Origin of the sequence: Kitasatospora sp. DSM 101779 (genome assembly GCF_025655475.1) — a bacterium.
GTDB lineage: Bacteria > Actinomycetota > Actinomycetes > Streptomycetales > Streptomycetaceae > Kitasatospora.
In genome coordinates this window covers 6,754,180-6,779,284 of record NZ_JAHTIK010000001.1, presented here as the reverse complement: position 1 = coordinate 6,779,284, position 25,105 = coordinate 6,754,180, and the positions used below count along the sequence as shown (strand labels likewise).

The window sequence follows — 25,105 nt, the reverse complement described above, 5'->3', positions numbered from 1 at the left end:
CAGCCTCAGCAGCAGCAGTACGGAAGGCCTTCGAGGATGAACGAGAGCAGCCTGCGCCTCGTCTGGGTGTACCCGGACCTGCTCAGCACGTACGGCGACCGCGGCAACGCGCTGGTCGTCGAGCGGCGGGCGCGGCAGCGCGGCCTCGGGGTGACCCGGATCGACGTGCGCTCCGACCAGGCCGTGCCGACCAGCGGCGACATCTACCTGATCGGCGGCGGTGAGGACCGCCCGCAGCGGCTCGCCGCGGAGCGGCTGCGCAACGACGGCGGTCTGGTCCGCGCCGCCGAGAACGGTGCGATCATCTTCTCGGTCTGCGCCGGCTACCAGATCCTCGGCCGCGAGTTCATCAACGACCTCGGCGAGCGCGAGCCGGGCCTCGGTCTGCTCGACGTGTGGACGACCCGCGGCGAGGGTGCCCGGTGCGTCGGCGACGTGCTCGCCGACGTCGACCCGCAGCTCGGCCTGCCGCAGCTCACCGGTTTCGAGAACCACCAGGGCGTCACGCACCTCGGCGAAGGCGTCAAGCCCCTGGCCAGCGTGCGGACGGGCCGCGGCAACGGCACCGGCGACGGCACCGAGGGCGCGTACCGCGAGACCGTGTTCGGCACCTACCTGCACGGACCGGTGATGGCCCGCAACCCTGCCGTCGCCGACATGCTGATCAAGCTGGCGCTGGACGTCAGCGCGCTGCCGCCGGCGGACACGACCTGGTACGACGCGCTGCGCGCGGAGCGCATCGCGGCCACCAGCCAGCCCGCCTGAGCCCGACGAGGGTGTCCGATTGACCGCATTGCGGTCAATCGGTGCCCCGTGGGCGGGATGCATAAGAGAATAGGGATCGCTGGACGCAACCCTCCTCGGCGTCCGGCTGCAGATTGCGCGGACGCGTCGACGATGCCGCTCCCGCTCGGCTCCTGCCCGGCCGGACGCAGGAACCGTATGCTGTGCCATGGTCGCCCGGTTGAAGACGCCCGGGCGCGACATGTCCGCGGTGGCGACACCGAGGTGGTAGTCCGGCCTCCGGTTCTTCCCCCCAGCCTGGCGGCTGGGAGGTGCCCCCAGGGGAGTTGCAAAGCAATGCGTATTGGTGTCCTGACCAGCGGCGGTGACTGCCCCGGACTGAACGCCGTGATCCGTTCCGTGGTCCACCGGGGGGTGGTCGACCACGGCGACGAGATCATCGGTTTCCAGGACGGCTGGCGCGGCCTCCTCGAAGGCGTCCACCGTCCGCTCACCCTCGAGTCGGTGAGCGGCATCCTCGCCCAGGGCGGCACGATCCTCGGATCCTCCCGGGTCCAGCCGAGCCACCTGCGGGACGGCGTGGAGCGCGCCAAGCAGCACTGCAAGGACCTCGGGATCGATGCGGTCATCCCGATCGGCGGCGAGGGCACCCTGAAGGCCGCGAAGCTGATGAGCGACGCGGGCCTGCCGGTGGTCGGCGTGCCGAAGACGATCGACAACGACATCGCCTGCACCGACGTCACCTTCGGCTTCGACACCGCCGTCTCGGTGGCGACCGACGCGCTGGACCGGCTCAAGACCACCGCCGAGTCGCACCAGCGGGTCATGGTCGTCGAGGTGATGGGCCGTCACACCGGCTGGATCGCCCTGAACGCGGGCATGGCCGCCGGCGCCCACGCGATCGTGGTGCCCGAGCGCCCCTTCCACATCGACAAGCTGACCGACGTGGTGCGCGAGCGCTTCGACCGGCACAAGAAGTTCGCGATCGTGGTCTGCGCCGAGGGCGCGAAGCCCGAGCCCGGCACCATGCCGTGGGAGGAGGGCACCAAGGACATGTACGGCCACGAGCGGTTCACCGGCATCGCCACCCAGCTCTCCCGCGAGCTGGAGCACCGGCTCGGCAAGGAGGCCCGTCCGGTCATCCTCGGCCACACCCAGCGCGGCGGCACCCCGACCGCCTACGACCGGGTGCTCGCCACCCGCTTCGGCTGGCACGCGGTGGAGGCGGCGCACAAGGGCGCCTTCGGCCACATCACCGCGCTGCAGGGCACCGACATCCGCCTGGTGCCGCTCGCCGAGGCGGTCGCCGAGCTGAAGACCGTGCCGCAGGAGCGCTACACCGAGGCCGAGACGGTCATCTGACCGGCTGCCCGCACCTCCCTGGAGCCCCGTCCGCCGTCCTGGCGGGCGGGGCCCTTGTTTTCTGCCAAGGTTTCTTGACCGATCGATCCAGATAGCGCTATGGTCTTCCCATGGCAAGGACCAAGGAGTTCGACCCGGACGCGGCGCTGCAGGCGGCGCTGGAGCTGTTCTGGGAGCGCGGGTACGAGGCGACCTCGGTGGCCGACCTCACCGGGCACCTGGGCATCGGCCGCGCGAGCCTGTACGCCACCTTCGGCGGCAAGCACGAGCTGTTCCTCAAGGCACTCGACCGCTACCGGGAGAACACCGACGCCAAGCTCCTCGCCGAGTTGTCGCAGCCCGGCGCGGCCCTGCCCACGGTCCGCGCCGTGGTGCGGCGCTTCGCCGACGAGGCGGTCCGCGAGCAGCGGCACCGCGGCTGCCTGATCACCAACACCGCCACCGAACTCGCCGCCCGCGACCCGGACGCGGCCCGCCGCGTGCGGGCCAGCTGGGACACCCTGGAGACACTCACCGCCGGTGCACTGGCCCGGGCCCAGGCCCAGGGCGAGCTGGCACCGGAGAAGGACCCGCGGGCGCTCGCCCGACTGCTGCTCACCGTGATGCAGGGCATGCGCGTGATCGGCAAGGCCGGCGACGACCCGCGGCGGGTCACCGACGCGGCGGACCTCGCCCTGTCACTGCTCGACTGAGCCCCGGGCGCCGGGGCCGACGGCTCCACCGGCCGCCCCTCGGCGGCCCTCCGCATGGCCTTATATTGGACCGAACGGTACAGAAAGAGGGGGAGACCATGGCTGCCACGGCCATCACTCCGACGTCCACCGGCGCACCGGCGCCACGCACCGCACCCGGCTTCGCCCTGCTCGGCACCGTCCAGGCGACGCTGATCTTCACCCTGATGGCGATCTCCGTGCCGCTGCCCGACATCGGCCGCGAGTTCGGCCTCGACCACAGCCGGCTGGTCCTGCTCAACGCCGCCTACGGGCTCTCCTTCGCCGCCCTGCTGCTGCTCGGCGGCCGCCTCACCGACCGCTACGGCGGCCGGCGGATGCTCACCACCGGCCTGGTGGTGCTCGGCCTCGCCTCGATCGCCGCCCCGGCCGCCCCCGGCTACACCGCCCTCCTGCTGCTCCGCTTCCTCCAGGGCGCCGCGGCAGCCCTGGTCGCCCCCGCCGGGATGGCCGTCCTCAGGACGCTGCTGCCCGGCCCGGCGGCCTACGGCCGGGCGATGGCCACCTGGGGCGGGCTCTCGGTGCTCGGCGCCACCACCGGCAACCTGGCCTCCGGGGCCGTCGCGAGCTGGCTCTCCTGGCGCTGGATGTTCGCCGTCCCGGTGGTCGTCGCCGCCGGTGCCCTCGCCCTCGCCCCCGCACTGCTGCCCCGTGACCCGGCCCGCGACCGGCGCCCCGCCCTCGACCTGCCCGGAGCCGTCCTCGCCACCGCCGGAACGGTGCTGGTCAGCTACGGCCTCGTCCTCACCGAGACCGGCGGCTGGCAGCTGCCGCTCACCCTCGGCCTGCTGGTGCTCGTCGCCTTCGTGCTCCGCGAGCGGCGCGCCGCGCAGCCGCTGCTGCCGCTCGGCTTCCTGCGCGGCGGACGCCGCCTGCTCGGCCTCGCCGCCACCCTGCTGAGCGCCGGCGGCACCGCGACCCTGTTCCTGCTGCTCACCCTGCACCTCCAGCAGGACCTGGGCTGGACCCCGCTCGCCACCTCCGGCGCCTTCCTCCCGTACGCCGCGGCACTGCTGCTCGGCGGCCGGGCCGCCGGCCCGCTGGTCGGCCGGATCGGGCCGAAGGCCGTCACCGGCATCGGTCTCGCCACCGGCGCGGCCGGCCTGTTCGCCCTCGCCCACCTCGGAGCCGGCTCCGGCTACCTGCCGCTTGTCCCCGGCCTGGTGCTGCTGCCCTTCGGCGCGGCCCTCGCCTTCGCCGGCGCGGCGGTGCTCGCCACCGACGGTGTCCCCGAGGAGCAGATCGGCCTGGCCGGTGGCGTGCTCAACACGGCGATGGAGCTCGGTCCGACCGTGCTGCTGACGGCGCTCCTCACGGTCGGCTCCTCCGGCGCCGCGCTGGCCGCCGCGGGCGTGCTCTTCGCCCTGACCGCCCTCGCCGGCACCCTCACCGGCCGCCGCGGCTGACCGGCCCGCGGGGCAGCGCCTCAGGGGCGCGGGGAACTGCGCAATTCGGATGCGGTCGTCACCACAGCATCGGGCCGAGCCCTGATCTGAACGACGTGCCGCACCCGGACTGCACAGCTCCCCGCGCCCCTGTCCGTGCACCCGATGCCGTAACGGTGTACCCGTTGCGGTCCGACGCGCCTTCGGGGGCGATCGGCCCATGCCCGGGGTCCGGGGCACACCATAGGTTGGGAGAGCGACCGCAGGGCCCGCGAGCGAGCAGGAGGAGCAACACGATGGAGATCCTCGCCTACGGCGTGCAGACCGACGAGCGGCCGCTGCTCGAAGCCGCGTTCGCCGGCCGGCACCCGCTGCGCATGCTGGACGTCTTCCTCACCCGGGACACCGCCCCGCTCGCCGAAGGCTTCCCGGTGGTGTCCAGCAGCGTCAACGACGAGCTGGACGGCGAGGTGCTGGCCCGGCTCGCCGCCGGCGGCACCAAGCTGGTCACCCAGCGCTCCACCGGCTTCAACAACATCGATCTGGCGGCCGCCCGCGACCTCGGCCTCACCGTGGCCCGGGTCTCCTACTACTCCCCCTACGCGGTCGCCGAGCACGCCTGGGCGATGGCCCTCGCGGTCAACCGGCGGCTGGTGCGTGCGGTCAGCCGTACCCGCGAGTTCGACTTCCGGCTGGACGGCCTGCTCGGCCGGGACGTCCACGGGATGACCGTCGGCGTCATCGGCACCGGCAAGATCGGCGAGTGCTTCGCCCGGATCGCGCACGGCTTCGGCACCGAACTGCTCGGCTGGGACCTCGCGCCGAACCCCGCCTGCGTCGACCTCGGCATGGCCTACGTCGACAAGGAGGAGCTGCTGGCCCGCAGCGACCTGGTCAGCCTGCACGTCCCGCTGGTGCCGGACACCCGTCATCTGATCGACGCCGCGGCACTCGCCCTGATGAAGGACGACGCCATCCTGGTGAACTCCAGCCGCGGCGGACTGATCGACAGCACGGCCCTCGTGGAGGAGCTGAAGGCAGGCCGGTTCCACGGAGTGGCACTGGACGTGTACGAGGAGGAGACCGGGGTGTTCTTCACCGACCGGTCCGTCCAGGGCGTGACCGACGACGTCCTGGCCCGGCTGATGACCCTCCCGCGCGTGCTGGTCACCTCGCACCAGGCGTACTTCACCCGTACCGCGGTCGACCAGATCATCGCCGCCACCGTGCAGAACGTGGCGGACTTCGCGGCCGGGCGCACCGGCGAGAACACCCTCGTACCGGCCACGGGCTGACCCCGGCGCGCCCGTCGCCGCGGCGGACCGGGCCGTCCGGGCCGGGGGGCCGGGTTCGGACGGTTCGTAAGCGCCGCCTAGGCTGTGCCGGAAGCAAAACGGACGAACCGGACCGGCCCTCGGGCGGGTGCGGTCGGCACCAGCGAAGGCAGGACGCGCCGATGGGCGACGGCATGGCAGGGATGCACCACCACGGTGGAATGGGGACGCTGGGCCCGTACACCCCGTCCAGCGCGCTCGGCTGGTCGCCGGACTGGCCCTTCCTGATCGGCGCACTGCTCGCCCTCGGCCTGTACACGGCGGCCGCCGTCCGGCTGTGGCGGCGCGGCGACAAGTGGCCGGTCGGCCGGCTGATCGCCTGGACGGCGGGCACCGCCACGGTCGTCCTGGTCACCTGCACCGGCCTGAACGACTACGGCATGGTGCTGTTCAGCGCCCACATGATCCAGCACATGGTGCTGTCCATGCTCTCCCCCATCCTGCTGCTGCTCGGCGCCCCGATCACGCTGGCCCTGCGCGCCCTGCGCCCGGCCCGCAAGGGCAGCGGCCGCGGCCCGCGGGAGCTGCTGGTGGCGCTGCTGCACAGCCGGTACGTCCGGGTGGTCTCGCACCCCGGCGCCACCATCCCGCTGTTCATCGCCAGCCTGTACGCGCTGTACTTCTCGCCGCTGTTCGACTTCCTGATGCAGTACCGCCTCGGGCACATCGCGATGATGGTCCACTTCCTGGCGATCGGCATGCTCTTCTTCTGGCCGATCATGGGCGTGGACCCGGGCCCGCACCGGCCGGGCTACGTCATGCGCATCCTGGAGCTCTTCATGGGGATGCCGTTCCACGCCTTCTTCGGCGTGGCGGTGATGATGGCGACCCACCCGCTGGTGACCACCTTCACCGACGCCGCCGCCCCGCCCGGCACCAAGGTGCTGGTCGACCAGGAGCTGGCCGGCGGCATCACCTGGGCGTTCGGCGAGATCCCGACCGCGATCGTGCTGATCGCCCTCACCCTGCAGTGGGCGCGCTCCGAGGAGCGGCAGGCCCGCCGCCGCGACCGCGCCGCGGACCGGGACGGCGACGCCGAGCTCGCCGCCTACAACGCCTACCTGGCCTCGCTGGACCGGCGCGGCCGCGCCGCCGACGCGGGCTGAGCCCGCCGCCCCACCGCACGTCACCACGAGCCCCGCCCGGTACCGCACCGGGTGGGGCTCACGGCTTCCCGGGCAGACGCCCGGGCCTGGGTTCAGTCCTCCAGGAGGTCCAGGTCGAGCCGGGCCAGGCGCTCCGGGTCGGCCAGGATGTCGATCGCGACGATCAACCCGTCGGCGACCACGAAGTCCATCACCGAGACCGGCCGGCCGTCGACCACGGTGACCGTGCCGGCCCCGCCGTTGACCAGTGCCGGCCGCGAGAACGGCGCGAGGTGCCGGAACCGGAACGCCTGCGAGGCCACCTCGCGGGCACCCCGCACCACGATCAGCGGCGCGGCCGGGCCGTCGTCGGCGCGCAGCACCACGTCCGGGTGGAGCACGGCGACCAGTGCCGCGAAGTCGCCGCCGCGGGAGGCGGCGAGGAAGGCGTCCACCACCTCGCGGCGGCGCACCGGGTCCGGGTCCGGCGCCGGCGCGGCCCCCTGGACGCGGCGCCGGGCTCGGCTGGCCAGCTGCCGGGCGGCGGCCGGGGTGCGGTCCACGATCGGCGCGATCTCGTCGAACGGCAGGCCGAACATGTCGTGCAGCACGAAGGCGAGCCGCTCCGCCGGGGCGAGCTGCTCCAGCACCACCAGCAGGGCGAGCCCGACCGAGTCGGCGAGCAGCGCCTGCTGCTCGGGGTCGGCGCCGTCGGCGTTCGCCACCACGGGGTCGGGCAGGCGCTCGCCGATCGGCTCCTCGCGGCGGGTCCGGCGGGTGCGGAGCATGTCCAGGCAGACCCGGCCGACCACGGTGGTGAGCCAGCCGCCCAGGTTCTCCACCTCGTCGGCGTCGGTGCGGCTCAGCTTCAGCCAGGCCTCCTGCACGGCGTCGTCGGCCTCGCCGAGCGACCCCAGCATCCGGTACGCCACCGACCGCAGATGGCTGCGGTGGCTCTCGAAGCGCTCGGCCAGCCAGTCGTTCCGGTCCATCGCGGCCCCTCCTCGTCGGTGTGCTCTCACCTTCCTGACGTTCGAGGGGCCCCGGAGGTGACGGATCGGGCCGGACCGTTCCGGCCGCCGTCGGACGCGAGCAGTCGGCGCAGGGCGAGGGCGTCCGGTGCGAGGGCGGTGAGCAGGGTGGCGGGCGGGCCGTCGGCGGGGCCGGGCAGGGTGAGCAGGGCGGCGTCGGTGCCGGCCGGGGGCGGGGGCGGGGCGGGCAGGCCGACGGTGAGCAGCTGTCCGGTGGTGCGGTGCGGGCCGAGGACGGCGGGTCCGTCCCAGCCGGGGGCGCCCGGGCCGAGGTCGGTCTGCTGGTCCAGCAGGATGCGGCCGGTCGGGGTGCGGCCGGTCGGGGTGCGGTCGGCCAGGTGGACGGTGAGCCGGGCGGTGATCCGCCCGGGCGGTGCGCCGCGGGCGTGGTCGTGCAGGCGGCCGAGCACCTGTTCCTCGCGCAGCCGCAGCCGGGCTCCGGGGGCGAGGTGGACGACGGTGGTGAGCAGCAGGTGACTGCCGGTGGCGGCGATGACGGGCTCGGGGCGCCAGTCGAGTTCGGCGTCCTCGCCGACGGTCAGGTGCAGGTCGTAGCGGGCGGGGGCGGCGGTGCGGCCGGGGAGGCTGACGGTGGCGGCGGCGCTGGTGACGGTGAGGGCGGCGCCGGGCCGGACGTCGGCGTGCAGGGCGAGCCGGTCGCCGCCCAGCGGGGCGGCCATCGACCCGATGACGCAGACGTGCGCGGTGCCCGGGGCGCCGCGGGTGCGGCGCAGGGCGAGCGGCCCGGCGCCGGCGAGGACGGGCAGGGCGGTGCCGCCGCGGCCGTCGGGGGCGGCGGTGATCCGGGCGGTGGCGTCGACGGCGGCCGGGTGCGGGGCGGTGGTGGTCACCGTTCGGCGAGCCGGGCGCGGACCCACGCGGCGACCGGGGCGATGCCGTCCGGGGCGGTGAGGGCGGTGAAGACGGTGGGCAGGCCGCCGCGCTGGGCCTCGGCGTCGCGGGCCATCACCGAGAGGTCGGCGCCGACCAGCGGGGCGAGGTCGGTCTTGTTGACGACGAGCAGGTCGGACGTGGAGACGCCGGGGCCGCCCTTGCGGGGGATCTTGTCGCCGCCGGAGACGTCGATGACGAAGATCTGGTGGTCGACCAGGCCGCGGCTGAAGGTGGCGGTGAGGTTGTCGCCGCCGGACTCGACGAGCACCAGGTCGAGCGGGCCGACGGACTCCTCCAGTTCCTCGACGGCCTCCAGGTTGGCGGAGATGTCGTCGCGGATCGCGGTGTGCGGGCAGCACCCTGTTTCGACGGCGGCGATCCGCTCGGGCGGCAGGACGGCGTTGCGCAGCAGGAACTCGGCGTCCTCGGTGGTGTAGATGTCGTTGGTGACGACGGCGAGGGAGATCTCGTCGCGCAGGTCACGGCAGAGGGCGGCGACGGTGGCGGTCTTGCCGGAGCCGACGGGGCCGCCGAGGCCGATCCGCAGGGCGCGGCGGGTGCGGGCGCGGGTCTGCTCGGCGTAGGTGTGGCGGGCGGGGGCGTCGTGGGGGTCGACGTGGTCACGATGCAAAGAGGCGGACCTTCCAGGAGCGGTGCTGTTCGGCGTGGACGTCGAGCAGCGGGGCGGAGGCGGCGGGCAGGGTGCCGCGGGCGGCGGCGTCCGCGGCTCCGGCGGCCACCGTGTCGAGGTCGGGCGCGAGCCGGGCGAGCACGGCGGCGACCTCGTACGGGTCGAGGCCGAGCAGCCGGACGCAGGCGGTGGCGGGGCCGTTGACGCTCTCGTAGGCGGCGAGGGCGGCGGCATCCGCGGGGGTGAGGCCGGCGGCCCGGGCGGTGGTGCCGAGCGCGACGGGGTGGTGGGGGCCTCGCGGGTGGACGGTGTGCAGTGCGTCGAGTGCGGGGTGCGGCCAGGCGGCGTGGGCAGCGCGCAGGAGTTGGCGGCCGAGGCGGCGGCTGGTGTCGCGCAGGGCGGGCGAGGGGGTGCGGGCCTCGGCGGCGGCGTCGAGGTCCGCGGGGTCGGCGTCCTCGGCGGCGGCGGCCGCGGCGAGGGCGGCGGCGGTGAGGCCGGTGGTGTGCAGGCGTCCGGTGAGGAAGGCCGCGAGGCTGTCGGCGTCGTGGATCCGGCCGGCCCGGACGGCGGCCTCGGCGCCACCGGAGTGGGCGTGGCCGCCGGCCGGGAAGCGGCCGTCGGCGAGGATCAGCAGGGCGGCGTGCACCTGGGCCTGCTCAGAAGAGGAAGTACCGCTGGGCGAGCGGAAGTTCGGTGGCGGGGGCGGGGGTGACCGGCTCGCCGTCGATGGTGACGGTGAAGGTGTCGGGGTCGACCCGGACGTCGGGGCGGGCGGTGTTGTTCACCATGTCGTCCTTGGTGACGCCCCGGGTGGACCGGATCGCGGTGAACCGCTTGCGCACGCCGAGCTGTTCGCCGAGCCGTTCGGGCAGGCGGTCGTCGATCGCGGCCTGCGCGGTGAAGTTGAGGGAGTTGGCGGCGGGGGCTCGGCCGGTGGCGCCGAACTGCGGCCGGGGCAGCACGGGTTGCGGGGTGGGGATGGAGGCGTTGGCGTCGCCCATTTGCGCCCAGGCGATCTGGCCGCCCTTGATCACCAGGTCGGGTTTGACGCCGAAGAACGCCGGTGTCCAGAGCACCAGGTCGGCGAGCTTGCCGGGTTCGACGGAGCCGATCTCGTGGTCGACGCCCTGGGCGGCGGCCGGGTTGATGGTGTACTTGGCGACGTAGCGGCGGGCCCGGTGGTTGTCGGCGCGGCCGTCGCCGGCCAGGGCGCCGCGGCGGACCTTCATGACGTGCGCGGTCTGCCAGGTGCGGAGCACGACCTCGCCGATCCGGCCCATCGCCTGGGAGTCGGAGCTGATGATGGAGATCGCGCCGAGGTCGTGCAGGACGTCCTCGGCGGCGATGGTGGACGGGCGGATCCGGGACTCGGCGAAGGCGAGGTCCTCGGGGACGTGCGGGCTGAGGTGGTGGCAGACCATCAGCATGTCGAGGTGCTCGTCGACGGTGTTGACGGTGTGCGGGCGGGTCGGATTGGTGGAGCTGGGCAGCACGTTGGGCTGCGAGACGACGGTGATGATGTCGGGGGCATGGCCGCCGCCGGCGCCCTCGGTGTGGTACGCGTGGATACCGCGTCCGGCGATCGCGGCCAGGGTGTCGGCGACGAACCCGGCCTCGTTCAGGGTGTCGGTGTGGATCGCGAGTTGGGCGCCGGTCGCGTCGCAGACGCGCAGGCAGGCGTCGATGGCCGCGGGGGTGGCGCCCCAGTCCTCGTGGATCTTGAAGCCGAGTGCACCCGCTCTCAGCTGGTCGTGCATGGCGGTGCTGTTGACGGTGTTGCCCTTGCCGAGCAGGCCGATGTTGAGCGGCAGGTCGTCCATCGCGGCGAACATCCGGGCGAGGTGCCACCCGCCGGGGGTGATGGTGGTGGCCTTGGTGCCCTCGGCCGGGCCGGTGCCGCCGCCGATCAGCGTGGTGATGCCGGAGGCGAGGGCTTCGTCGGCGAGTTGCGGGCAGATGAAGTGGACGTGGGCGTCGATCGCGCCGGCGGTGAGGATCTTCCCGTTGCCGGCGATCACCTCGGTCTCCGGGCCGATCACGAGGTCGGGGTGGACGCCGTCCATGGTCTCCGGGTTGCCGGCCTTGCCGAGGGCGGTGATCCGGCCGTCCCGGATGCCGATGTCGGCCTTGACGACGCCCCAGTGGTCGAGCACGACCGCGCCGGTGATCACGGTGTCGGGGGCGCCCTCGGCACGGCTCGTCCGGGCCTGCCCCATCGACTCGCGGATGACCTTGCCGCCGCCGAAGACCGCCTCGTCGCCGCCTCGGCAGCGGTCCTCCTCGACCTCGATCAGCAGGGCCGTGTCGGCGAGCCGGATCCGGTCGCCGGTGGTCGGCCCGTACAGGTCGGCGTAGCGCTCGCGGCTCAGCCGCAGTGCGTGGTCGGTCGGGGATCCGTCCCGGTCAGTCATCGAGGGCACCTCCGGTCTCGCCGCGCAGGCCGTGCACCTCGCGGCGGCCGCCGATCGGCACGAGTTCGATCTCCACCGGGATGCCCGGCTCGAAGCGGACGGCGGTGCCGGCCGGGATGTTGAGCCGCTGCCCGCGGGCGGCCGCCCGGTCGAACTCCAGTCCCGGGTTGGCCTCGGCGAAGTGGTAGTGCGAGCCGACCTGGATCGGCCGGTCGGCGGCGTTCACGGCGGTCAGCCGGGTGACCGGCCGCCCGGCGTTGAGGCCGATCTCCCCCTCGCCGTACAGGATCTCGCCCGGGGCGCCGCCGTACAGGATCTCGCCCGGGGCGCCGCCGGGCAGGGCCGACCGCGGCGCGCTCACTGGATCGGCCCGTGGACGGTGACGAGCTTGGTGCCGTCCGGGAAGGTGCACTCCACCTGGACGTCCGGGATCATCTCGGCGATCCCCTCCATCACGTCCTTGCGGGTGAGCACCTGCCTCCCGGACTCCATGAGTTCGGCGACACTGCGGCCGTCCCGGGCACCCTCCAGCACGTGCGAGGTGATCAGCGCCACCGCCTCGGGGTGATTCAGCAGCAGACCGCGGGCCCGGCGCGAACGGGCGACGTCGGCGGCGACGTGGACGAGCAGGCGCTCCTGCTCACGGGGGGTCAACTTCATCTGTACGCACCTCGGGGTGGGAGGTCGGACGGTGAGGAGGAGGCCATTCGATCCGCCCTTTGTTGTGCACCGGTTACGCCCTACTTTCCGAGGCGTAACCGCCCAGCCCGTACGAGGGTTACGGGACCTCCACCAGGGGCGCGGGTCGACCACCGGGGGCGCGGGGCACTGCGAAGTCCGAGAGCGGGTCACGGACGAACCAGGTCCGACCCCGAACAGCTTTGGGACCCGCTCCCCCACTGCCCAGTTCCGCCCCCGGCCTTCGGCCGGGAGGTGCCCCCAGCGCCCCTGACGGCCTCCGGATCAGAGCCGGATCCGGGCCGCCACCGGCAGGTGGTCGCTGCCGGTCCGGGGAAGTGTCCAGGTGCGGACGGGCGTCGCGCCGCGGCACAGCACCTGGTCGATCCGCGCCAGCGGGAACCCCGCCGGCCAGCTCAAGTCGAAGCCGCCCCGGGCGGGCGTCAGCCGGGACGTGACCGGCGCGAGTCCGCGGTCGTCCAGGGTGCTGTTGAAGTCGCCCATGACGAGCAGCCGCTGCAGCGGCTCGGCGTCGACCGCCGCGGCCAGCAACCGGGCGCTCTCGTCCCGCCGCGCCGAGGTGAACCCCGCCGTCGGCGAGATCCGCACCGAGGGCAGGTGCGCCACGTACACCGCCAGGTCGCCCTGCGGTGTCCTGGCGGTGGCCCGTACCCCGCGCTTCCAGTACTCGTGCACGTCGGCGGGCTTCAGGTCCACCGGTCGGACGTCCGCCAGCGGGAAGCGGGACCAGAGGCCGACCGTCCCGGAGCGCGCCCGGTACGGGTAGACGCCGCCGAGGATCCGCTCGTACACGCCGGTGGCCGGTTCCATCAGTTCCTCGACCGCGAGCAGGTCGGCGCCCGTCCCGGCGAGCCGGGTGGCGGTGCCCTCCGGGTCGGTGTTCTCGGCCGCGACGTTGTGCTGCACCACCGTCAGGTCGAAGTGCCCGCCGCCGTCGCCCGACAGCAGTCGGCCGCCTAACAGCCCGGCCCAGGCGACGGCGGGCAGCAGCACCGCGACGAGGGCGAGCCGTGAGCGGAGCAGCAGCGCGGCGGCCAGCAGCAGCGGCACCGCCAGGCCGACCCACGGCAGGAAGGCCTCCAGCAGGCTGCCGAGCCGCCACACCCGGTTCGGCACCAGCCGGTGGCCGACCAGCAGCAGTGCGGTGAGGACCGCGAGGGCCGCCGTGGCCCGGCCGCGGCGGCCTGGAGCCGGCCGGGCGGGCGCCTCCGGTACCGTCCGCTCCCCCACCGCCGTGCTGTCGCGCCGTGCCACTCGTGGTTCCTCCGTCCTCGGCGGTGTCGCCGTCCGCTGCGAGGACGCCGTACCCGGTCGGCCGGGTTCCGCATCGCCGTCCACCCGGAGGGAGGAGTGCAGTGCCCGCGTGCGGCGGGTCGGGTGATCGTCCGTAGGATGTCGCGGCCCCGCCGGCCGGTCCTGGGCAGGGCGCGGAACGTAGGAGCGGACAGGGTGGCGCGGAGACGGCGGACGCCGGTGCGGGTGGCGGTCGGCATGCTGGTGGCGGGGCTGGTGTGGGGTGCGCCCGCCGGGACGGTGCCGGCGACCCGGTACCGGGTCCATGTCGTCCGCGGTGCCGCGATGGCGCCCACACTGCGGCCGGGCTCCGTGGTGCTCGGCGAGCCGGTGCCGACGAGTGCCCTGCGGCACGGCGACCTGCTCCTGCTGGAGGCGCCGGACGGCGGTGCGCCGGGCCCGGTGGTGCTGCGCCTGCTCGGCGTCGGAGGGGACCGGGTGGCCTGCTGCGGCCCGGACGGTCTGCGGCGCAACGGCGCGCTGGTCGCGGAACCCTACACGGTGGGCGGCGGACGGGACTTCGGTGTCCAGGTGAATCCGCACCGGCTGTTCGTGCTCGGCGACGACCGGGACGGGGCGCTGGACTCGCGGGTTCCCGAACCCTTCGGCCAGGGCGACGGGACACTCGCCGAGGGTGCCGTCCTCGGCCGGGTGGCGTGGGCCTCCGGGGGCACGTCCTCCGCGCCGGGGAGCGGTGCGGCGACTGCCCTGGTCGACGTCACCGCCGCCGGCGTCGTGCTGTTCCTGCTGGGCCTTCTCGGGCTCCCGGTCGCCCTGCTCGCCACCCGCCGTCGTTCCTGGGCGGCGCAGCCGCTCGGACAGGCGTTCGGCGGCGGTTGGCAGGTGGTTCGTTCCCGGTTCACCGCGTGGTGCGCACCGGCCGCCTAGGGTGCCGCTCATCGACCCGAACCCTTGGCAGGGAGGCCAGATGACGCAGCGTCCGATCGGCGGGCGATCCTCACGTCGCACGTTCCTGCGGGCGACCGGGGCGGCCGGCCTCGGTGCGGCCGCGCTGACCGCGGCGGGGGCGGCCCCCGCGTCCGCCGCCGACGACGAGCAGGCGGGCGGCCGGGCCGACGCGCAGCGGTCCGCGGGGACCCGCCCGCCCGTCCGCACGGGCACCGGCCTGGACCGGCTGCCGCACCCGCTGGTGGTGGCGCACCGCGGCGCGAGCGGCTACCGGCCGGAGCACACCCTCGGCAGCTACGAGCTGGCGCTGGAGCTCGGCGCGGACGTCATCGAGCAGGACCTCGTCCCGACGAAGGACGGCCACCTGGTCGTCCGCCACGAGAACAACATCGCGGAGACGACGGACGTCGCCGACCGTCCGGAGTTCGCCGCGCGGCGGACCACGAAGACGGTCGACGGCACGGCGCTGACCGGCTGGTTCACCGAGGACTTCACCCTGGCCGAGCTGCGCACCCTGCGGGCGAAGGAGCGCCTGCCGCAGCAGCGCCAGCGCAACACCCTGTACGACGGCCGCTGGCCGGTGCCGACCTTCCGCGAGGTGGTGGAGTTCGCGAACAGGCGCTCCCGCACCCTGGGCCGCCCGGTCTGGCTGTACGTCGAGACCAAGCACCCCAGCTACTTCCGCTCGATCGGCCTGCCGCTGGAGGAACGGCTGGCGGACGAGCTGCGCCGCGGCGGGCTGGCCGGGCGGAACGGTCGGGCGATCCTGCAGTCCTTCGAGCCGAGCAGCCTGCAGCGGCTGGCGAAGCTGGTCGGCAACCCGCGGATCCAGCTGTTGAGCGGTCCGACCACGCAGCCGTACGACTTCGTGCTGGCCGGCGACCGGCGGACGGTCGCGGACCTGGTCACGCCGGGCGGGCTGTGCTGGCTGGCGTCGTTCTCGCACGGCATCGGCCCGACCACGCAGCTGATCGCGCCGGTGGACGCCGCGGGCAGGCTGCTGCCGCCGACCACCCTGGTGGCGGACGCGCACGCGGCCGGCCTGGTGCTGCACCCGTGGACGGTGCGCAACGAGAACTCCTTCCTGCCGGTCGACTTCCGCCGGGGCACCGACCCGACTGCGTACGGCGACGCGATCGGCTGGGCCCGCCGGCTGTACGACCTGGGTGTGGACGGCTTCTTCACCGACAACACGGACACCTCCGTGCTCGCCCGCGGCGACTTCTGGGCGTCCCGCGGGGTGGACTGACGGTCGGTCAGCCGCGGCGGCCGGGTCGGGTTCGGGGCACCCGGCCCGGCCGCCGCGTGTCCCGCACCCATCCGAGTACCGATCGGTAGCACTGTTTCGGACGAGTTCACCGAATGCTCGCCCGATGTCTTGCACGCCGTGCGGGCGCCGAAGTTGGATGCACAACATCCCGCCACCCGACGGGTTCACGACACACCCTCACGGAGCTTCGATGCCCCTGTCGTCCGTCCGCCGCGCCACCAGAACGGCCGCCGCGGCCTGCGTCGCCGCCGCCGTGCTCGGCACGCTCGCCGCCACCCCAGCGGCGGCCGCCACCGGCGCCGCGGCCGAGAGCGCGCCGGTCACCGCACCCGCGCTCGACGTCCTCACGTACAACGTGTTCCTGATGAGCAAGTCGCTCTACCCGAACTGGGGCCAGGACCACCGCGCGCAGGCGATCGCCTCGGCGGACTTCTTCCAGGGCCACGACGTGGTGGTCCTGCAGGAGGCGTTCGACAACGCCGCCTCCGACGCGCTGACCGCCCGCGCCTCGGCCGCGTACCCGTACCACACGCCGGTGGTCGGCCGCTCCACCGCCGGCTGGGACGCCACCTCCGGCAGCTACAGCTCCACCACCCCCGAGGACGGCGGGGTGACGCTGCTCAGCAAGTGGCCGATCCTGCGCAAGGAGCAGTACGTCTTCAAGGACGCCTGCGGCGCCGACTGGTGGTCCAACAAGGGCTTCGTGTACGCCGTGCTGAACGTCAACGGCCTGCGCACCCACGTGGTCGGCACCCACCTGCAGTCCACCGACACGGGGTGCTCCAGCGGCGAGCCGGCCGCCGTCCGGGCCAAGCAGCTGCTCGCGATGCGCGCCTTCCTCGACGCCAAGCAGATCCCGGCGAGCGAGCCGATCGTGCTCGCCGGCGACCTCAACGTCGACTCGCACGGCTCCGAGTACCGGGCGCTGCTCGACAACGGCAACCTGGCCCCGGCCTCGGAGCGCACCGGCTGGCCGTACTCCTTCGACACGGTCGACAACTCCATCGCCGCCTACCGCTACCCGGGCGAGCCCAAGGAGGACCTGGACTACGTGCTGTACCGGGCCGACCACGCCCGGCCGCAGCAGTACACCAACCAGGTCGTGCGCTTCCACAGCACGCCGTGGACGGTGAGCAGCTGGGGTAAGAGCTACACGTACACCGACCTCTCCGACCACTACCCGCTCGCCGCGCACTGATCGTCCGGCACGGTGAGCACGCCGCGGCGGAAGCCCGCACCCGGGCAGCCGCCGCGGCAAGCGCCCCGCCCCGATCGGGGGGAGGGTGGATCCGACCGGGGCCCGAACGGCACCCGTGTGCCCGAACCGAGGAGTGAGCCGCCATGCCCATCGCCACCGTCAACCCGGCCACCGGGGAGACCGTCGAGACCTTCACCCCGTACGACGCCGCCGCGGTCGAGCAGCGGCTCGGCCTGGCCGCCGAGACCTACCGGTCCTGGCGGACGACCGGCTTCGACGAGCGGGCGGCGCTGCTGAAGCGCGCGGCGGACCTGCTCGACGCCGAGCGCGAGGAGATCGCCCGGACGATGACGGTGGAGATGGGCAAGCCGGTCGTCGCGGCCCGCGCCGAGGTCGCCAAGTGCGCGAAGTCGATGCGCTGGTACGCCGACCGGGCGCCCGAGCTGCTCGCCGACGAGCACCCGTCCGAAGCCGACGTGGCCGACTCCGGCGGCGCCTCGGTGCACGTGCGCTACCGCCCGATCGGGGTGGTGCTCGCCGTGATGCCGTGGAACTTCCCGCTCTGGCAGGTGGTGCGGTTCGCCGCGCCGGCCCTGATGGCGGGCAACGTGGGCCTGCTCAAGCACGCCTCGAACGTGCCGCGCACCGCGCTCGCCCTGGAGCGGGTCCTGCTGGAGGCGGGCTTCCCGCAGGGCTGCTTCCAGACCCTGCTGATCGGCTCCGCCGCGGTGGAGGGCGTGATCCGCGACCCGCGGGTCGCCGCGGTGACCCTGACCGGCAGCGAGCTCGCCGGCCGCTCGGTCGCCTCGATCGCCGGCGACGAGGTGAAGAAGTCCGTGCTGGAGCTCGGCGGCAGCGACCCCTTCCTGGTGCTGCCCTCCGCCGATCTGGCCGGTGCCGTGCAGTGGGCGGTCACCGCCCGCACCCAGAACAACGGGCAGTCCTGCATCGCCGCCAAGCGCTTCATCGTGCACGCCGAGGTCTACGAGGCGTTCACCAGGGCGTTCACCGACCGGATGAAGGCCCTGAAGATCGGCGACCCGCTGGCCGAGGAGACCGAGATCGGGCCGCTCGCCACCGACCAGGGCCGGGCCGACCTGGAGGAACTGGTCGACGACGCGGTCGCCGCCGGGGCCGTCGCCACATGCGGCGGCGCCCGCCCGGACGGCCTGCCGAAGGAGCTGGACGGCGGCTGGTACTACCTGCCGACCGTGCTCACCGGCATCACCCCGAAGATGCGCATCCACCACGAGGAGGCCTTCGGCCCGGTCGCCACCGTGTACCGGGTGGAGAGCCTGGACGAGGCGATCGCGCTGGCCAACGACACCCCGTTCGGCCTCAGCTCCAACGTGTGGACGACCGACCCCGAGGAGCAGGAGCGCTGCGCCCGGGACATCGAGGCGGGGGGCGTGTTCTTCAACGGCATGACGGCCTCGCACCCGGCCTTCCCGTTCGGCGGAGTCAAGCGCTCCGGCTACGGGCGGGAGCTGTCCGGACACGGCATCCGCGAGTTCTGCAACATCACCACCGTCTGGCGCGGCCGCTGACCGGCCCGGGCACGGCAGGGGCGGGGCGCGCACGCCGCGTGCCCCGCCCCTCCGTGCCCGCGGAGGGTGCGGTTCAGGCCATCTGCACCCTGCCGACCGGCGCCTGGTCGCCGCCGCGGTGGCCGAGGAACCAGCCGATCAGCGCGAGGAAGGTGATCGCCCAGACGAGTGAGCAGAAGGCCGTCATCCAGTTGGAGTCCACCTGCACCTCGACCATGATCAGGCCGACGGTCAGCGAGAGCAGGAAGACCACCGCCGAGCTGCTCACCCCCAGGAACATGTCGCGCAGCCGCGCCGACAGCTTCGGCTTCTCACGGAAGATCGGCTCCATCGGGAAGTGCGGCTCCGCCGCGGCCTGCACCGCGCCCCGTGCGGGGACTGCGGGCTGCGTGCTGCCGGACATCGGTTGCTGGTCCATCGGCGTGCTCCTTCCAGCTGCCGGCCCCCCGCAGTCCACTGTCCCACTGGGCCGTCCCGGCGGCAGGGCGGCCGGAACGGTTTCCGTCCGACCGACCCCCGGGTACCTGCGCAGACGTGCCGATCCGTCCCATGCTCGCCGCGCCGAGCAACCGCCGCGTCTTCGACGGCGGCTGGCTGCTGGAACGCAAGCTGGACGGCGTCCGGGCGATCGCCGAACGGGACGGCGACACCGTCCGGCTGGTCTCCCGCACCGGTAAGCCGATGGCAGCGGGCTACCCGGAGCTGGTGGCGGCGCTCGCCGCGCAGCCCGTCCCCCGGTTCACCGTGGACGGCGAGATCGTCGCGTTCGACCGGGAGGGCCGGACCAGTTTCGCCCGGCTGCAGCGACGGATGCAGCTGCGCGACCCTTTCCGGGCGGCCGCCGCCGGGGTGCGGGTCTCGTACTTCCTGTTCGACCTGACCGCACTGATGGGGCACGACACCACCGGGCTGCCGCTGCTGGACCGCAAACAACTGCTGCGCGAGACCCTGGACTTCGCCGATCCGCTGTACTTCACCGAGCACGTGCGCGCGGACGGCCCGGTGCCGCTCGCCGAGGCCTGCGCCCGCGGCTGGGAGGGGCTGGTCGCCAAGCGCGCCGACAGCCGGTACGTACCGCGCCGCTCCCCTGACTGGCTGAAACTGCCGTGCACCGTCGGCCAGGAGCTGGTGGTCGGCGGCTTCACCGAGCCGGCCGGCCGCCGCACCGGTTTCGGCGCCCTGCTGGTCGGGCACTACGAGGGCGCCGTGCTGCGCTACGCGGGCAAGGTCGGCACCGGCTTCGACACCGCCCTGCTGCACCGTCTGCGGGTCGAGCTCGACACCCTCGTCCGCCCCGACCCGCCGTTCGCCGACCCGCCCGCCGGGGAGCGCCGGGTGCACTGGGTCGAGCCCCGGCTGGTCGCCCGGGTCGCCTTCACCGAGTGGACCCGTGACGGGCGGCTGCGCGCACCACGCTTCGAGGGGCTGCGAACGGACAAGCGCCCCGAGGACGTGGTCCGCGAAACGCCTTCTGACGGCCCTGAACAGCACGATTGATCCTTACCGACGGCTCCTCACCGGGCCGTTGTCGCGCAGTGAGATGGATCACAGCCGCCGGCGGGCCGGCGGCACGACCCGACTGCTCGCGGTCAAGAATTCCCAGGCCGCGGCGGGTTCTCCCAGGAAACGTCCAGCTTGGGACCGTTCACATCAACCATCAACTTGAAGTCTGTTAATTTTTACAGAATTGCCATGCGTTGACTGGTATTCATATGAGCCAGCACGCTTCGGCGCCATGAAGAGACCCCTTCTGAGCAGCTCGCTCACCCTCGCGGTCAGCACCCTCGTCATAGCCGGCGCCGGTGTCCCCGCCGTGGCCGCCGCCCCCGGCCCGCAGCCCCAGGCCTCCCACAGCAAGGCCGTGCAGGACGCCAGCGCCCAGGTCGCCGCCCACCCCGACGCGGTGAAGGCCGGCGCCGACGACCGCTTCGTCGTCACCAACGTGCAGGTCGACGCGGACGGCACCCGCCACGTCCACTTCAACCGGACCTACCGCGGCCTCCCCGTCCGCGGCGGCGACGTCGTCGTCCACTCCGCCCCGAACGGCACCCTCGACTCCACCAGCCTGACCCAGGCCGCGCCGCTCTCGCTCTCGGTGACCCCCTCCGTCACCGATCAGCAGGCGATCGCCAAGGCCGCCAAGCTCTTCCGCGGCACCCGCGGCAGCAGCACCGCCGTCCTCAGCGTGGACGTCACCGGCACCTCGCCGAAGCTGGTCTGGGAGGTCGTCCTCAACGGCACCGGCGCCGACCGCGCCCCCAGCCACCTCCACGTCCTGGTCGACGCCGTCACCGGCGCCACCGGCGAGAGCTGGGACAGCTTCTCCGCGTTCCTGCCGGACGGCACCAAGCGCACCAAGACCAAGGCGGCCCCCACCGCCGTGTCCGCGCCCGCCGCCCCCGCCGCCCTGGCCGCCGCGGCCTCCACCGGCACCGGCAAGGGCTACCAGGTCGGCAACGTCAGCGTCAGCACCACGCAGAACTCCACCACCAGCTACACCCTCAAGGACCCGGTCCGCGGCAACGGCGAGACCCGCGACGCGCAGAACCAGACCGCCACCAACGACTCCCCGCCGGCCGGCTGGGGCGTCGCCTTCAACGACTCCGACAACGTCTGGGGCAACAACGCCCTGACCGACCGCGCCACGGTCGCCGTCGACGCCCACTACGGCATCCAGGCCACCTGGGACTTCTACAAGAACGTCCTCGGCCGCAACGGCATCAAGAACGACGGAGTCGGCGCCCGCTCCTTCGTCCACTACGGCACCAACTACGACAACGCCGGCTGGGACGACGCGAGCTTCGCGATGATCTACGGCGACGGCGCGGTCGGCTCCAAGCCGTTCACCGAGATCGACGTCGCCGGTCACGAGATGAGCCACGGCGTCACCGCCGCCACCGCCGGCCTGATCTACAGCGGCGACGCGGGCGGCCTCAACGAGGCCACCTCGGACATCATGGGCACGATGGTCGAGTTCAACGCCAACAGCCCGGCCGACGCGCCGGACTACCTCATCGGCGAGAAGATCGACATCAACGGCAACGGCACCCCGCTGCGCTGGATGGACGACCCGAGCAAGGACGGAAAGTCCGTCAAGTGCTGGTCCAGCACCACCAAGAACCTCAACCCGCACTACTCGTCCGGCGTCGGCAACCACTTCTTCTACCTGCTCGCCGTCGGCTCCGGCCAGTCCCAGTGGGGCAACAGCCCGACCTGCGACGGCTCCACCGTCGCCGGCATCGGCAACGACGCGTCCACCAAGATCTGGTACCGCGCGCTGTCGGTCTACATGACCTCCAACACCGACTACCCTGGCGCCCGCACCGCCACCGTCAAGGCCGCCAAGGACCTGTACGGCGCCGGCAGCACCCAGTGCGCCGCGGTGGAGAAGGCGTGGAGCGCGGTCTCCGTCGCCCCGACCGCCACCACCTGCGGCGGCACCACCCCGCCGCCGACCGGCGACAACCTGCTGCTCAACCCGGGCTTCGAGTCCGGCGCGACCTCGTGGACGGGCTCCTCCGGCGTCGTCACCAACGACGCGGGCGCGGCCCCCCGCACCGGCTCGTACTACGCCTGGCTGGACGGCTACGGCTCCACGCACACCGACACGCTCTCCCAGTCGGTGAGCATCCCGGCGACGGCCACCGCGCCCAAGCTGACCTTCTGGAACCGGATCACCACCGCCGAGACCGGCAGCACCGCGTACGACACCCTGAAGGTCCAGGTCGTCAACGGCACCACGACGACCACGCTGGCCACCTACTCGAACGCCGACGCCACCTCCGGCTACGTCCAGCGCACGCTCGACCTGTCGGCCTTCAAGGGCAAGACCGTCACGATCAAGTTCACCGGCACGGAGGACTCCTCCCTCCAGACCAGCTTCCTGATCGACGACACCTCGGTGACCGCCGGCTGATCCCGGCCCCCCCCCGACCGGTGGACCCGGGCGGTCGACCCACGACGTCCCGCCCGGGTCCACCGCACGAACGCCCCCCGGCCCGCCGGGCGCACATGCTGCGCCCGCCGGGCCGGGTCCGTTCGTGGGCCGCTCGCCGGACCGGGATCAGGGAAGCCCGGGCCAGTACGGGTTGACCGGCAGCGGATAGCCCGGATCGACCTTGTCCGCCGCGATGTCGTACCGCACGTACTCCGAACCCCGGAAGAAGTACGCCTTGCCGTTGTTCCAGACCACACCACCGGTCAGATCCGCGGGCCAGAGGCCGGGCCAGTACGGGGAGATCGGCAGCGGATAGCCCGGGTCGACCCGGTCGGCCGCGATGTCGTACCGCATGTACTCCGAGCCGCGGAAGAAGTACGCCTTGCCGTTGGGCCACACCACGGCCGCGTCGATGCCGTCCGGCCAGAGGCCGGGCCAGTACGGGGAGATCGGCAGCGGATAGCCCGGATCGACCCGGTCGGCCGCGATGTCGTACCGCACGTACTCCGGACCGCGGAAGAAGTACGCCTTGCCGTTGGGCCACACCACCCCGGCGTCCACCCGGTCCGCGAACAGGCCGGTCCAGTTCGGCGCGATCGGCAGCGGGTAGCCCGGGTCGACCTTGTCGGTCGCGACGTCGTAGCGGTAGTACTTGCCGGCGACGAAGAAGTAGGCCTTCCCGTTGTTCCACAACACGGGGGCCGTGACCATCAGTTCGGAGACTTCCTCCGCGAAGTACTCGTGGTTGTCGGCGTTCCGGACAGCGTCCGCCGGCTTCGTCGACGCGAGCGCGCGGGCGTTGGTCTGCCCGTAGGCGAGGTCGTCGGTGCTCGAGACGGCGTGGCTCAACTCGTGCACCAGCGTGCCGAACTTGGAGTCCGTGCCGGTCACCCCGGCATTCCAGAAGGCGGAGCAGAGCCAGACCTTGCGCGTCCCCTTGTAGGTGTAGGCGTACCAACCCGGCTGGCAGCCCGAGCCGGTGAGGTCGTAGGTGATCGTCTGACCGGCCAGCACCGAGCAGATGTCGTTGAAGTGCGTGGAGACGGTCGAGTACCGCGCCGCGTCGTAGGCGCCGAACCACTCGGTGGACGCGGCGTTGCCGGCGCCGGGCGTCCAGGCCAGGTGGTGCCTCGACTCCTCGCCGAAGGCGCCCGCGTTCTCGTGCGCGGCACGCACCTCCGCCTGCTGCGCGGCCGTCCCGCCGATGAGGGTCGGCGGCAGGACACTGATCTTGGCAGCCGCCAGGGCGGTCTTGGGTGCCTGCGGCGGCCCGAGTTCGCGGCGCACGTTCTCCGCGACGGTGGGGCGGGGCTCGCCGTCCTCGGCCACCTCGAACGTCGCCGAGAGCGGATCGAGTTGGAAGCCCTCGTGGTTGACGCTCAGCCGCAGCGCCGGCGCACCGGCCTCCTGCGGGATGGCGTCGAGGATCTCCGCGTCCAGCGTCACGGTGTATGTGCCGGGTTCGGAGATGGGGAACGACGTGGTGAGGTCGACCTGCTGGGTCACCGACTCGCCGGCGCGGACCAGCCGGTACGACGACTCCTCCGGCTCGCCGCGCTTGACGAAGCGGCCGTCGTAGGGAATGGTCACGCCGTCGCGGCGGACCTGGAAGTACTGGAACACCTCTTCGCCCTCGAGCGGCGTGTTCCAGACCAGGAGGCGGACGTCCTGGCTGCTGATGTTGGTCAGTTCGAAGGTCACGAGGATCGGCTCGCCGAGCCGGTAGCGGGGCTCGGCTCGCAGGGAAACGCGGAAGTAGTCCTTCATGGGGCTCTTGCTCCTCCGGGTGCCGGCGCCATCCGCAGTCCGGCACCGGTGCGCTCGGCCGTTCGGCCTCGTCGACCCGCTCGGGTCCCGCACCGGTGCGCGGGAGGATGTTCGTCCGGCACGGAGTGGAACAACCGAAGTGTTCCGTCGGATGTGCGGAAGTGATCCGGGACCGGTGCGGAGGGCTCTGCGCGGTATCGCGTTGCCGCACCGTCTCCGGGGGCGCCGGGACCAAGTCGTCCTCCCCGGCACCATATGGGGGGTGAGGTCCCCCTCAGGCCCCCACCATCGTGGGCCTGCGAACAGTGCCGCGCAACCGCGGGCAGCCGGTAACTCCTTGTGTGCAAGGCCAGTTCGGGTTCCCGGCTCGCACACCGTCACCGGGCATCCGCCGCAGCCCGTCACACTCCGCGCAACGACCACGGCGAATGCCGGGGCCGGCCCCGGCGGGGACCGCGGAGAGTAGCGGGCCACCGCGGCACGAGCCCCACCGCGAGAGCAGAGCCGGGGATCGGGACGGCGACCACGACGGCCCGTTCGGCGGGCCTGCCCGCCGGGTACATCCGGAACCCGTCCGGCGCGCCCACCCGAACGCCTCGGTCGGCATGCGGCACAAGGGAATCGTTCCTACGGTGCCCGGAGAGGGGGATCCCCGTCGAGAGGTGAACACTGACATGGCAGGCAAGTTCGAGCTGTACGTCGACGAGTCGGGCAACCACCGCTTCCGCCTGAAGGCCAGCAACGGCTCGGTCGTCGTCACCGGCGACCCGGAGGAGTCGCGGGAGCAGTGCCTGAAGAGCATCGAGTCGCTGCGCAAGCTGGCACCGTACGCCCAGGTGCTGGAGGTCGCCGGCTCGTAGCCGCCGACCGGCCGGAC

23 protein-coding genes are annotated in these 25,105 nt (G+C 73.2%); 13 read left to right on the top strand and 10 right to left on the bottom strand.

Going from position 1 to position 25,105, the window contains the following annotated elements; translation table 11 throughout:
* Nucleotides 1-36: 36 nt before the first annotated feature.
* The 6 genes from KSNIM_RS30895 (at nucleotide 37) to KSNIM_RS30870 (ending at nucleotide 6,662) form a co-directional block, all read left to right on the top strand.
* Nucleotides 37-765, top strand: coding sequence for a type 1 glutamine amidotransferase (locus KSNIM_RS30895; RefSeq protein WP_263108190.1), 729 nt, complete (start codon nucleotides 37-39; stop codon nucleotides 763-765).
* 315 nt (nucleotides 766-1,080) lie between these two features.
* A complete protein-coding gene (locus KSNIM_RS30890; protein WP_030269331.1) occupies nucleotides 1,081-2,106 on the top strand; it encodes a 6-phosphofructokinase in 1,026 nt (341 codons plus the stop codon).
* Between the two features lie 110 nt (nucleotides 2,107-2,216).
* Nucleotides 2,217-2,798: a TetR/AcrR family transcriptional regulator gene (locus KSNIM_RS30885; RefSeq protein WP_263106417.1), complete on the top strand. Its 582-nt coding sequence runs from the start codon at nucleotides 2,217-2,219 to the stop codon at nucleotides 2,796-2,798.
* 98 nt (nucleotides 2,799-2,896) lie between these two features.
* Nucleotides 2,897-4,243 (top strand): MFS transporter, encoded by a 1,347-nt coding sequence (locus KSNIM_RS30880; protein WP_263106416.1) that lies wholly within the window; start codon nucleotides 2,897-2,899, stop codon nucleotides 4,241-4,243.
* 275 nt (nucleotides 4,244-4,518) lie between these two features.
* On the top strand, nucleotides 4,519-5,517 hold the full coding sequence (locus tag KSNIM_RS30875) for a 2-hydroxyacid dehydrogenase (RefSeq protein ID WP_263106415.1): 999 nt from the start codon (nucleotides 4,519-4,521) through the stop codon (nucleotides 5,515-5,517).
* Between the two features lie 182 nt (nucleotides 5,518-5,699).
* Nucleotides 5,700-6,662 carry a cytochrome c oxidase assembly protein gene (locus tag KSNIM_RS30870; protein WP_263108189.1) on the top strand — a complete coding sequence of 321 codons (963 nt, stop codon included), beginning with the start codon at nucleotides 5,700-5,702 and terminating at the stop codon, nucleotides 6,660-6,662.
* 92 nt (nucleotides 6,663-6,754) lie between these two features.
* On the opposite strand, the gene sigJ is transcribed toward KSNIM_RS30870, so the two are convergent.
* The 8 genes from sigJ to KSNIM_RS30830 form a co-directional block, all read right to left on the bottom strand.
* Nucleotides 6,755-7,633, bottom strand: coding sequence for an RNA polymerase sigma factor SigJ (sigJ, locus tag KSNIM_RS30865; protein ID WP_263106414.1), 879 nt, complete (start codon nucleotides 7,631-7,633; stop codon nucleotides 6,755-6,757).
* 26 nt (nucleotides 7,634-7,659) lie between these two features.
* Nucleotides 7,660-8,523, bottom strand: a complete 864-nt coding sequence (locus tag KSNIM_RS30860) for an urease accessory protein UreD (protein WP_263106413.1) — start codon at nucleotides 8,521-8,523, stop codon at nucleotides 7,660-7,662.
* Complete coding sequence (gene ureG / locus KSNIM_RS30855; RefSeq protein ID WP_263106412.1) at nucleotides 8,520-9,197, bottom strand: urease accessory protein UreG; 678 nt, start codon at nucleotides 9,195-9,197, stop codon at nucleotides 8,520-8,522. Before ureG ends, KSNIM_RS30860 begins: the two co-directional genes overlap by 4 nt.
* The gene (locus KSNIM_RS30850; RefSeq protein ID WP_263106411.1) at nucleotides 9,187-9,843 is read right to left on the bottom strand and encodes an urease accessory protein UreF; all 657 of its coding nucleotides are present in this window, start codon (nucleotides 9,841-9,843) and stop codon (nucleotides 9,187-9,189) included. The genes ureG and KSNIM_RS30850 overlap by 11 nt, the downstream gene beginning before the upstream one ends.
* A gap of 10 nt (nucleotides 9,844-9,853) precedes the next feature.
* Nucleotides 9,854-11,608, bottom strand: a complete 1,755-nt coding sequence (locus tag KSNIM_RS30845) for an urease subunit alpha (protein WP_263106410.1) — start codon at nucleotides 11,606-11,608, stop codon at nucleotides 9,854-9,856.
* Nucleotides 11,601-11,921 carry an urease subunit beta gene (locus KSNIM_RS30840; RefSeq protein ID WP_263108188.1) on the bottom strand — a complete coding sequence of 107 codons (321 nt, stop codon included), beginning with the start codon at nucleotides 11,919-11,921 and terminating at the stop codon, nucleotides 11,601-11,603. The genes KSNIM_RS30845 and KSNIM_RS30840 overlap by 8 nt, the downstream gene beginning before the upstream one ends.
* A gap of 44 nt (nucleotides 11,922-11,965) precedes the next feature.
* Entirely contained in the window at nucleotides 11,966-12,268 is a 303-nt protein-coding gene (locus tag KSNIM_RS30835) for an urease subunit gamma (protein ID WP_263106408.1), read from the bottom strand.
* A 303-nt stretch (nucleotides 12,269-12,571) separates the two neighbouring features.
* Nucleotides 12,572-13,561 carry an endonuclease/exonuclease/phosphatase family protein gene (locus KSNIM_RS30830; protein WP_411543803.1) on the bottom strand — a complete coding sequence of 330 codons (990 nt, stop codon included), beginning with the start codon at nucleotides 13,559-13,561 and terminating at the stop codon, nucleotides 12,572-12,574.
* A 195-nt stretch (nucleotides 13,562-13,756) separates the two neighbouring features.
* Between KSNIM_RS30830 and lepB the strand changes: the two genes are divergently transcribed.
* The 4 genes from lepB to KSNIM_RS30810 all read left to right on the top strand — a co-directional run bounded on the left by lepB (nucleotide 13,757) and on the right by KSNIM_RS30810 (nucleotide 18,524).
* Nucleotides 13,757-14,488, top strand: coding sequence for a signal peptidase I (gene lepB / locus KSNIM_RS30825; protein ID WP_263106407.1), 732 nt, complete (start codon nucleotides 13,757-13,759; stop codon nucleotides 14,486-14,488).
* A gap of 40 nt (nucleotides 14,489-14,528) precedes the next feature.
* Nucleotides 14,529-15,758, top strand: a complete 1,230-nt coding sequence (locus KSNIM_RS30820) for a glycerophosphodiester phosphodiesterase (protein ID WP_263106406.1) — start codon at nucleotides 14,529-14,531, stop codon at nucleotides 15,756-15,758.
* A 211-nt stretch (nucleotides 15,759-15,969) separates the two neighbouring features.
* Complete coding sequence (sph, locus tag KSNIM_RS30815) at nucleotides 15,970-16,977, top strand: sphingomyelin phosphodiesterase (RefSeq protein WP_263106405.1); 1,008 nt, start codon at nucleotides 15,970-15,972, stop codon at nucleotides 16,975-16,977.
* 143 nt (nucleotides 16,978-17,120) lie between these two features.
* Nucleotides 17,121-18,524 carry an NADP-dependent succinic semialdehyde dehydrogenase gene (locus KSNIM_RS30810; RefSeq protein ID WP_263106404.1) on the top strand — a complete coding sequence of 468 codons (1,404 nt, stop codon included), beginning with the start codon at nucleotides 17,121-17,123 and terminating at the stop codon, nucleotides 18,522-18,524.
* Between the two features lie 73 nt (nucleotides 18,525-18,597).
* Here the strand turns inward: KSNIM_RS30810 and KSNIM_RS30805 are convergent, their stop codons facing one another.
* Nucleotides 18,598-18,942 (bottom strand): hypothetical protein, encoded by a 345-nt coding sequence (locus KSNIM_RS30805; protein WP_263106403.1) that lies wholly within the window; start codon nucleotides 18,940-18,942, stop codon nucleotides 18,598-18,600.
* 116 nt (nucleotides 18,943-19,058) lie between these two features.
* Between KSNIM_RS30805 and ligD the strand changes: the two genes are divergently transcribed.
* Together ligD and KSNIM_RS30795 are read left to right on the top strand one after the other, a co-directional pair.
* The gene (ligD, locus tag KSNIM_RS30800; protein WP_263106401.1) at nucleotides 19,059-20,021 is read left to right on the top strand and encodes a non-homologous end-joining DNA ligase; all 963 of its coding nucleotides are present in this window, start codon (nucleotides 19,059-19,061) and stop codon (nucleotides 20,019-20,021) included.
* Nucleotides 20,022-20,259: 238 nt separating this feature from the next.
* Complete coding sequence (locus tag KSNIM_RS30795; protein WP_263106400.1) at nucleotides 20,260-22,440, top strand: M4 family metallopeptidase; 2,181 nt, start codon at nucleotides 20,260-20,262, stop codon at nucleotides 22,438-22,440.
* A gap of 147 nt (nucleotides 22,441-22,587) precedes the next feature.
* Here KSNIM_RS30795 and KSNIM_RS30790 read toward each other — a convergent pair whose 3' ends face one another.
* Entirely contained in the window at nucleotides 22,588-24,228 is a 1,641-nt protein-coding gene (locus KSNIM_RS30790) for a hemopexin repeat-containing protein (protein WP_263106399.1), read from the bottom strand.
* Nucleotides 24,229-24,902: 674 nt separating this feature from the next.
* On the opposite strand from KSNIM_RS30790, the gene KSNIM_RS30785 reads away from it, so the two are divergent.
* Nucleotides 24,903-25,088 (top strand): YegP family protein, encoded by a 186-nt coding sequence (locus KSNIM_RS30785; RefSeq protein ID WP_263106398.1) that lies wholly within the window; start codon nucleotides 24,903-24,905, stop codon nucleotides 25,086-25,088.
* The last annotated feature ends 17 nt before the right edge of the window (nucleotides 25,089-25,105 follow it).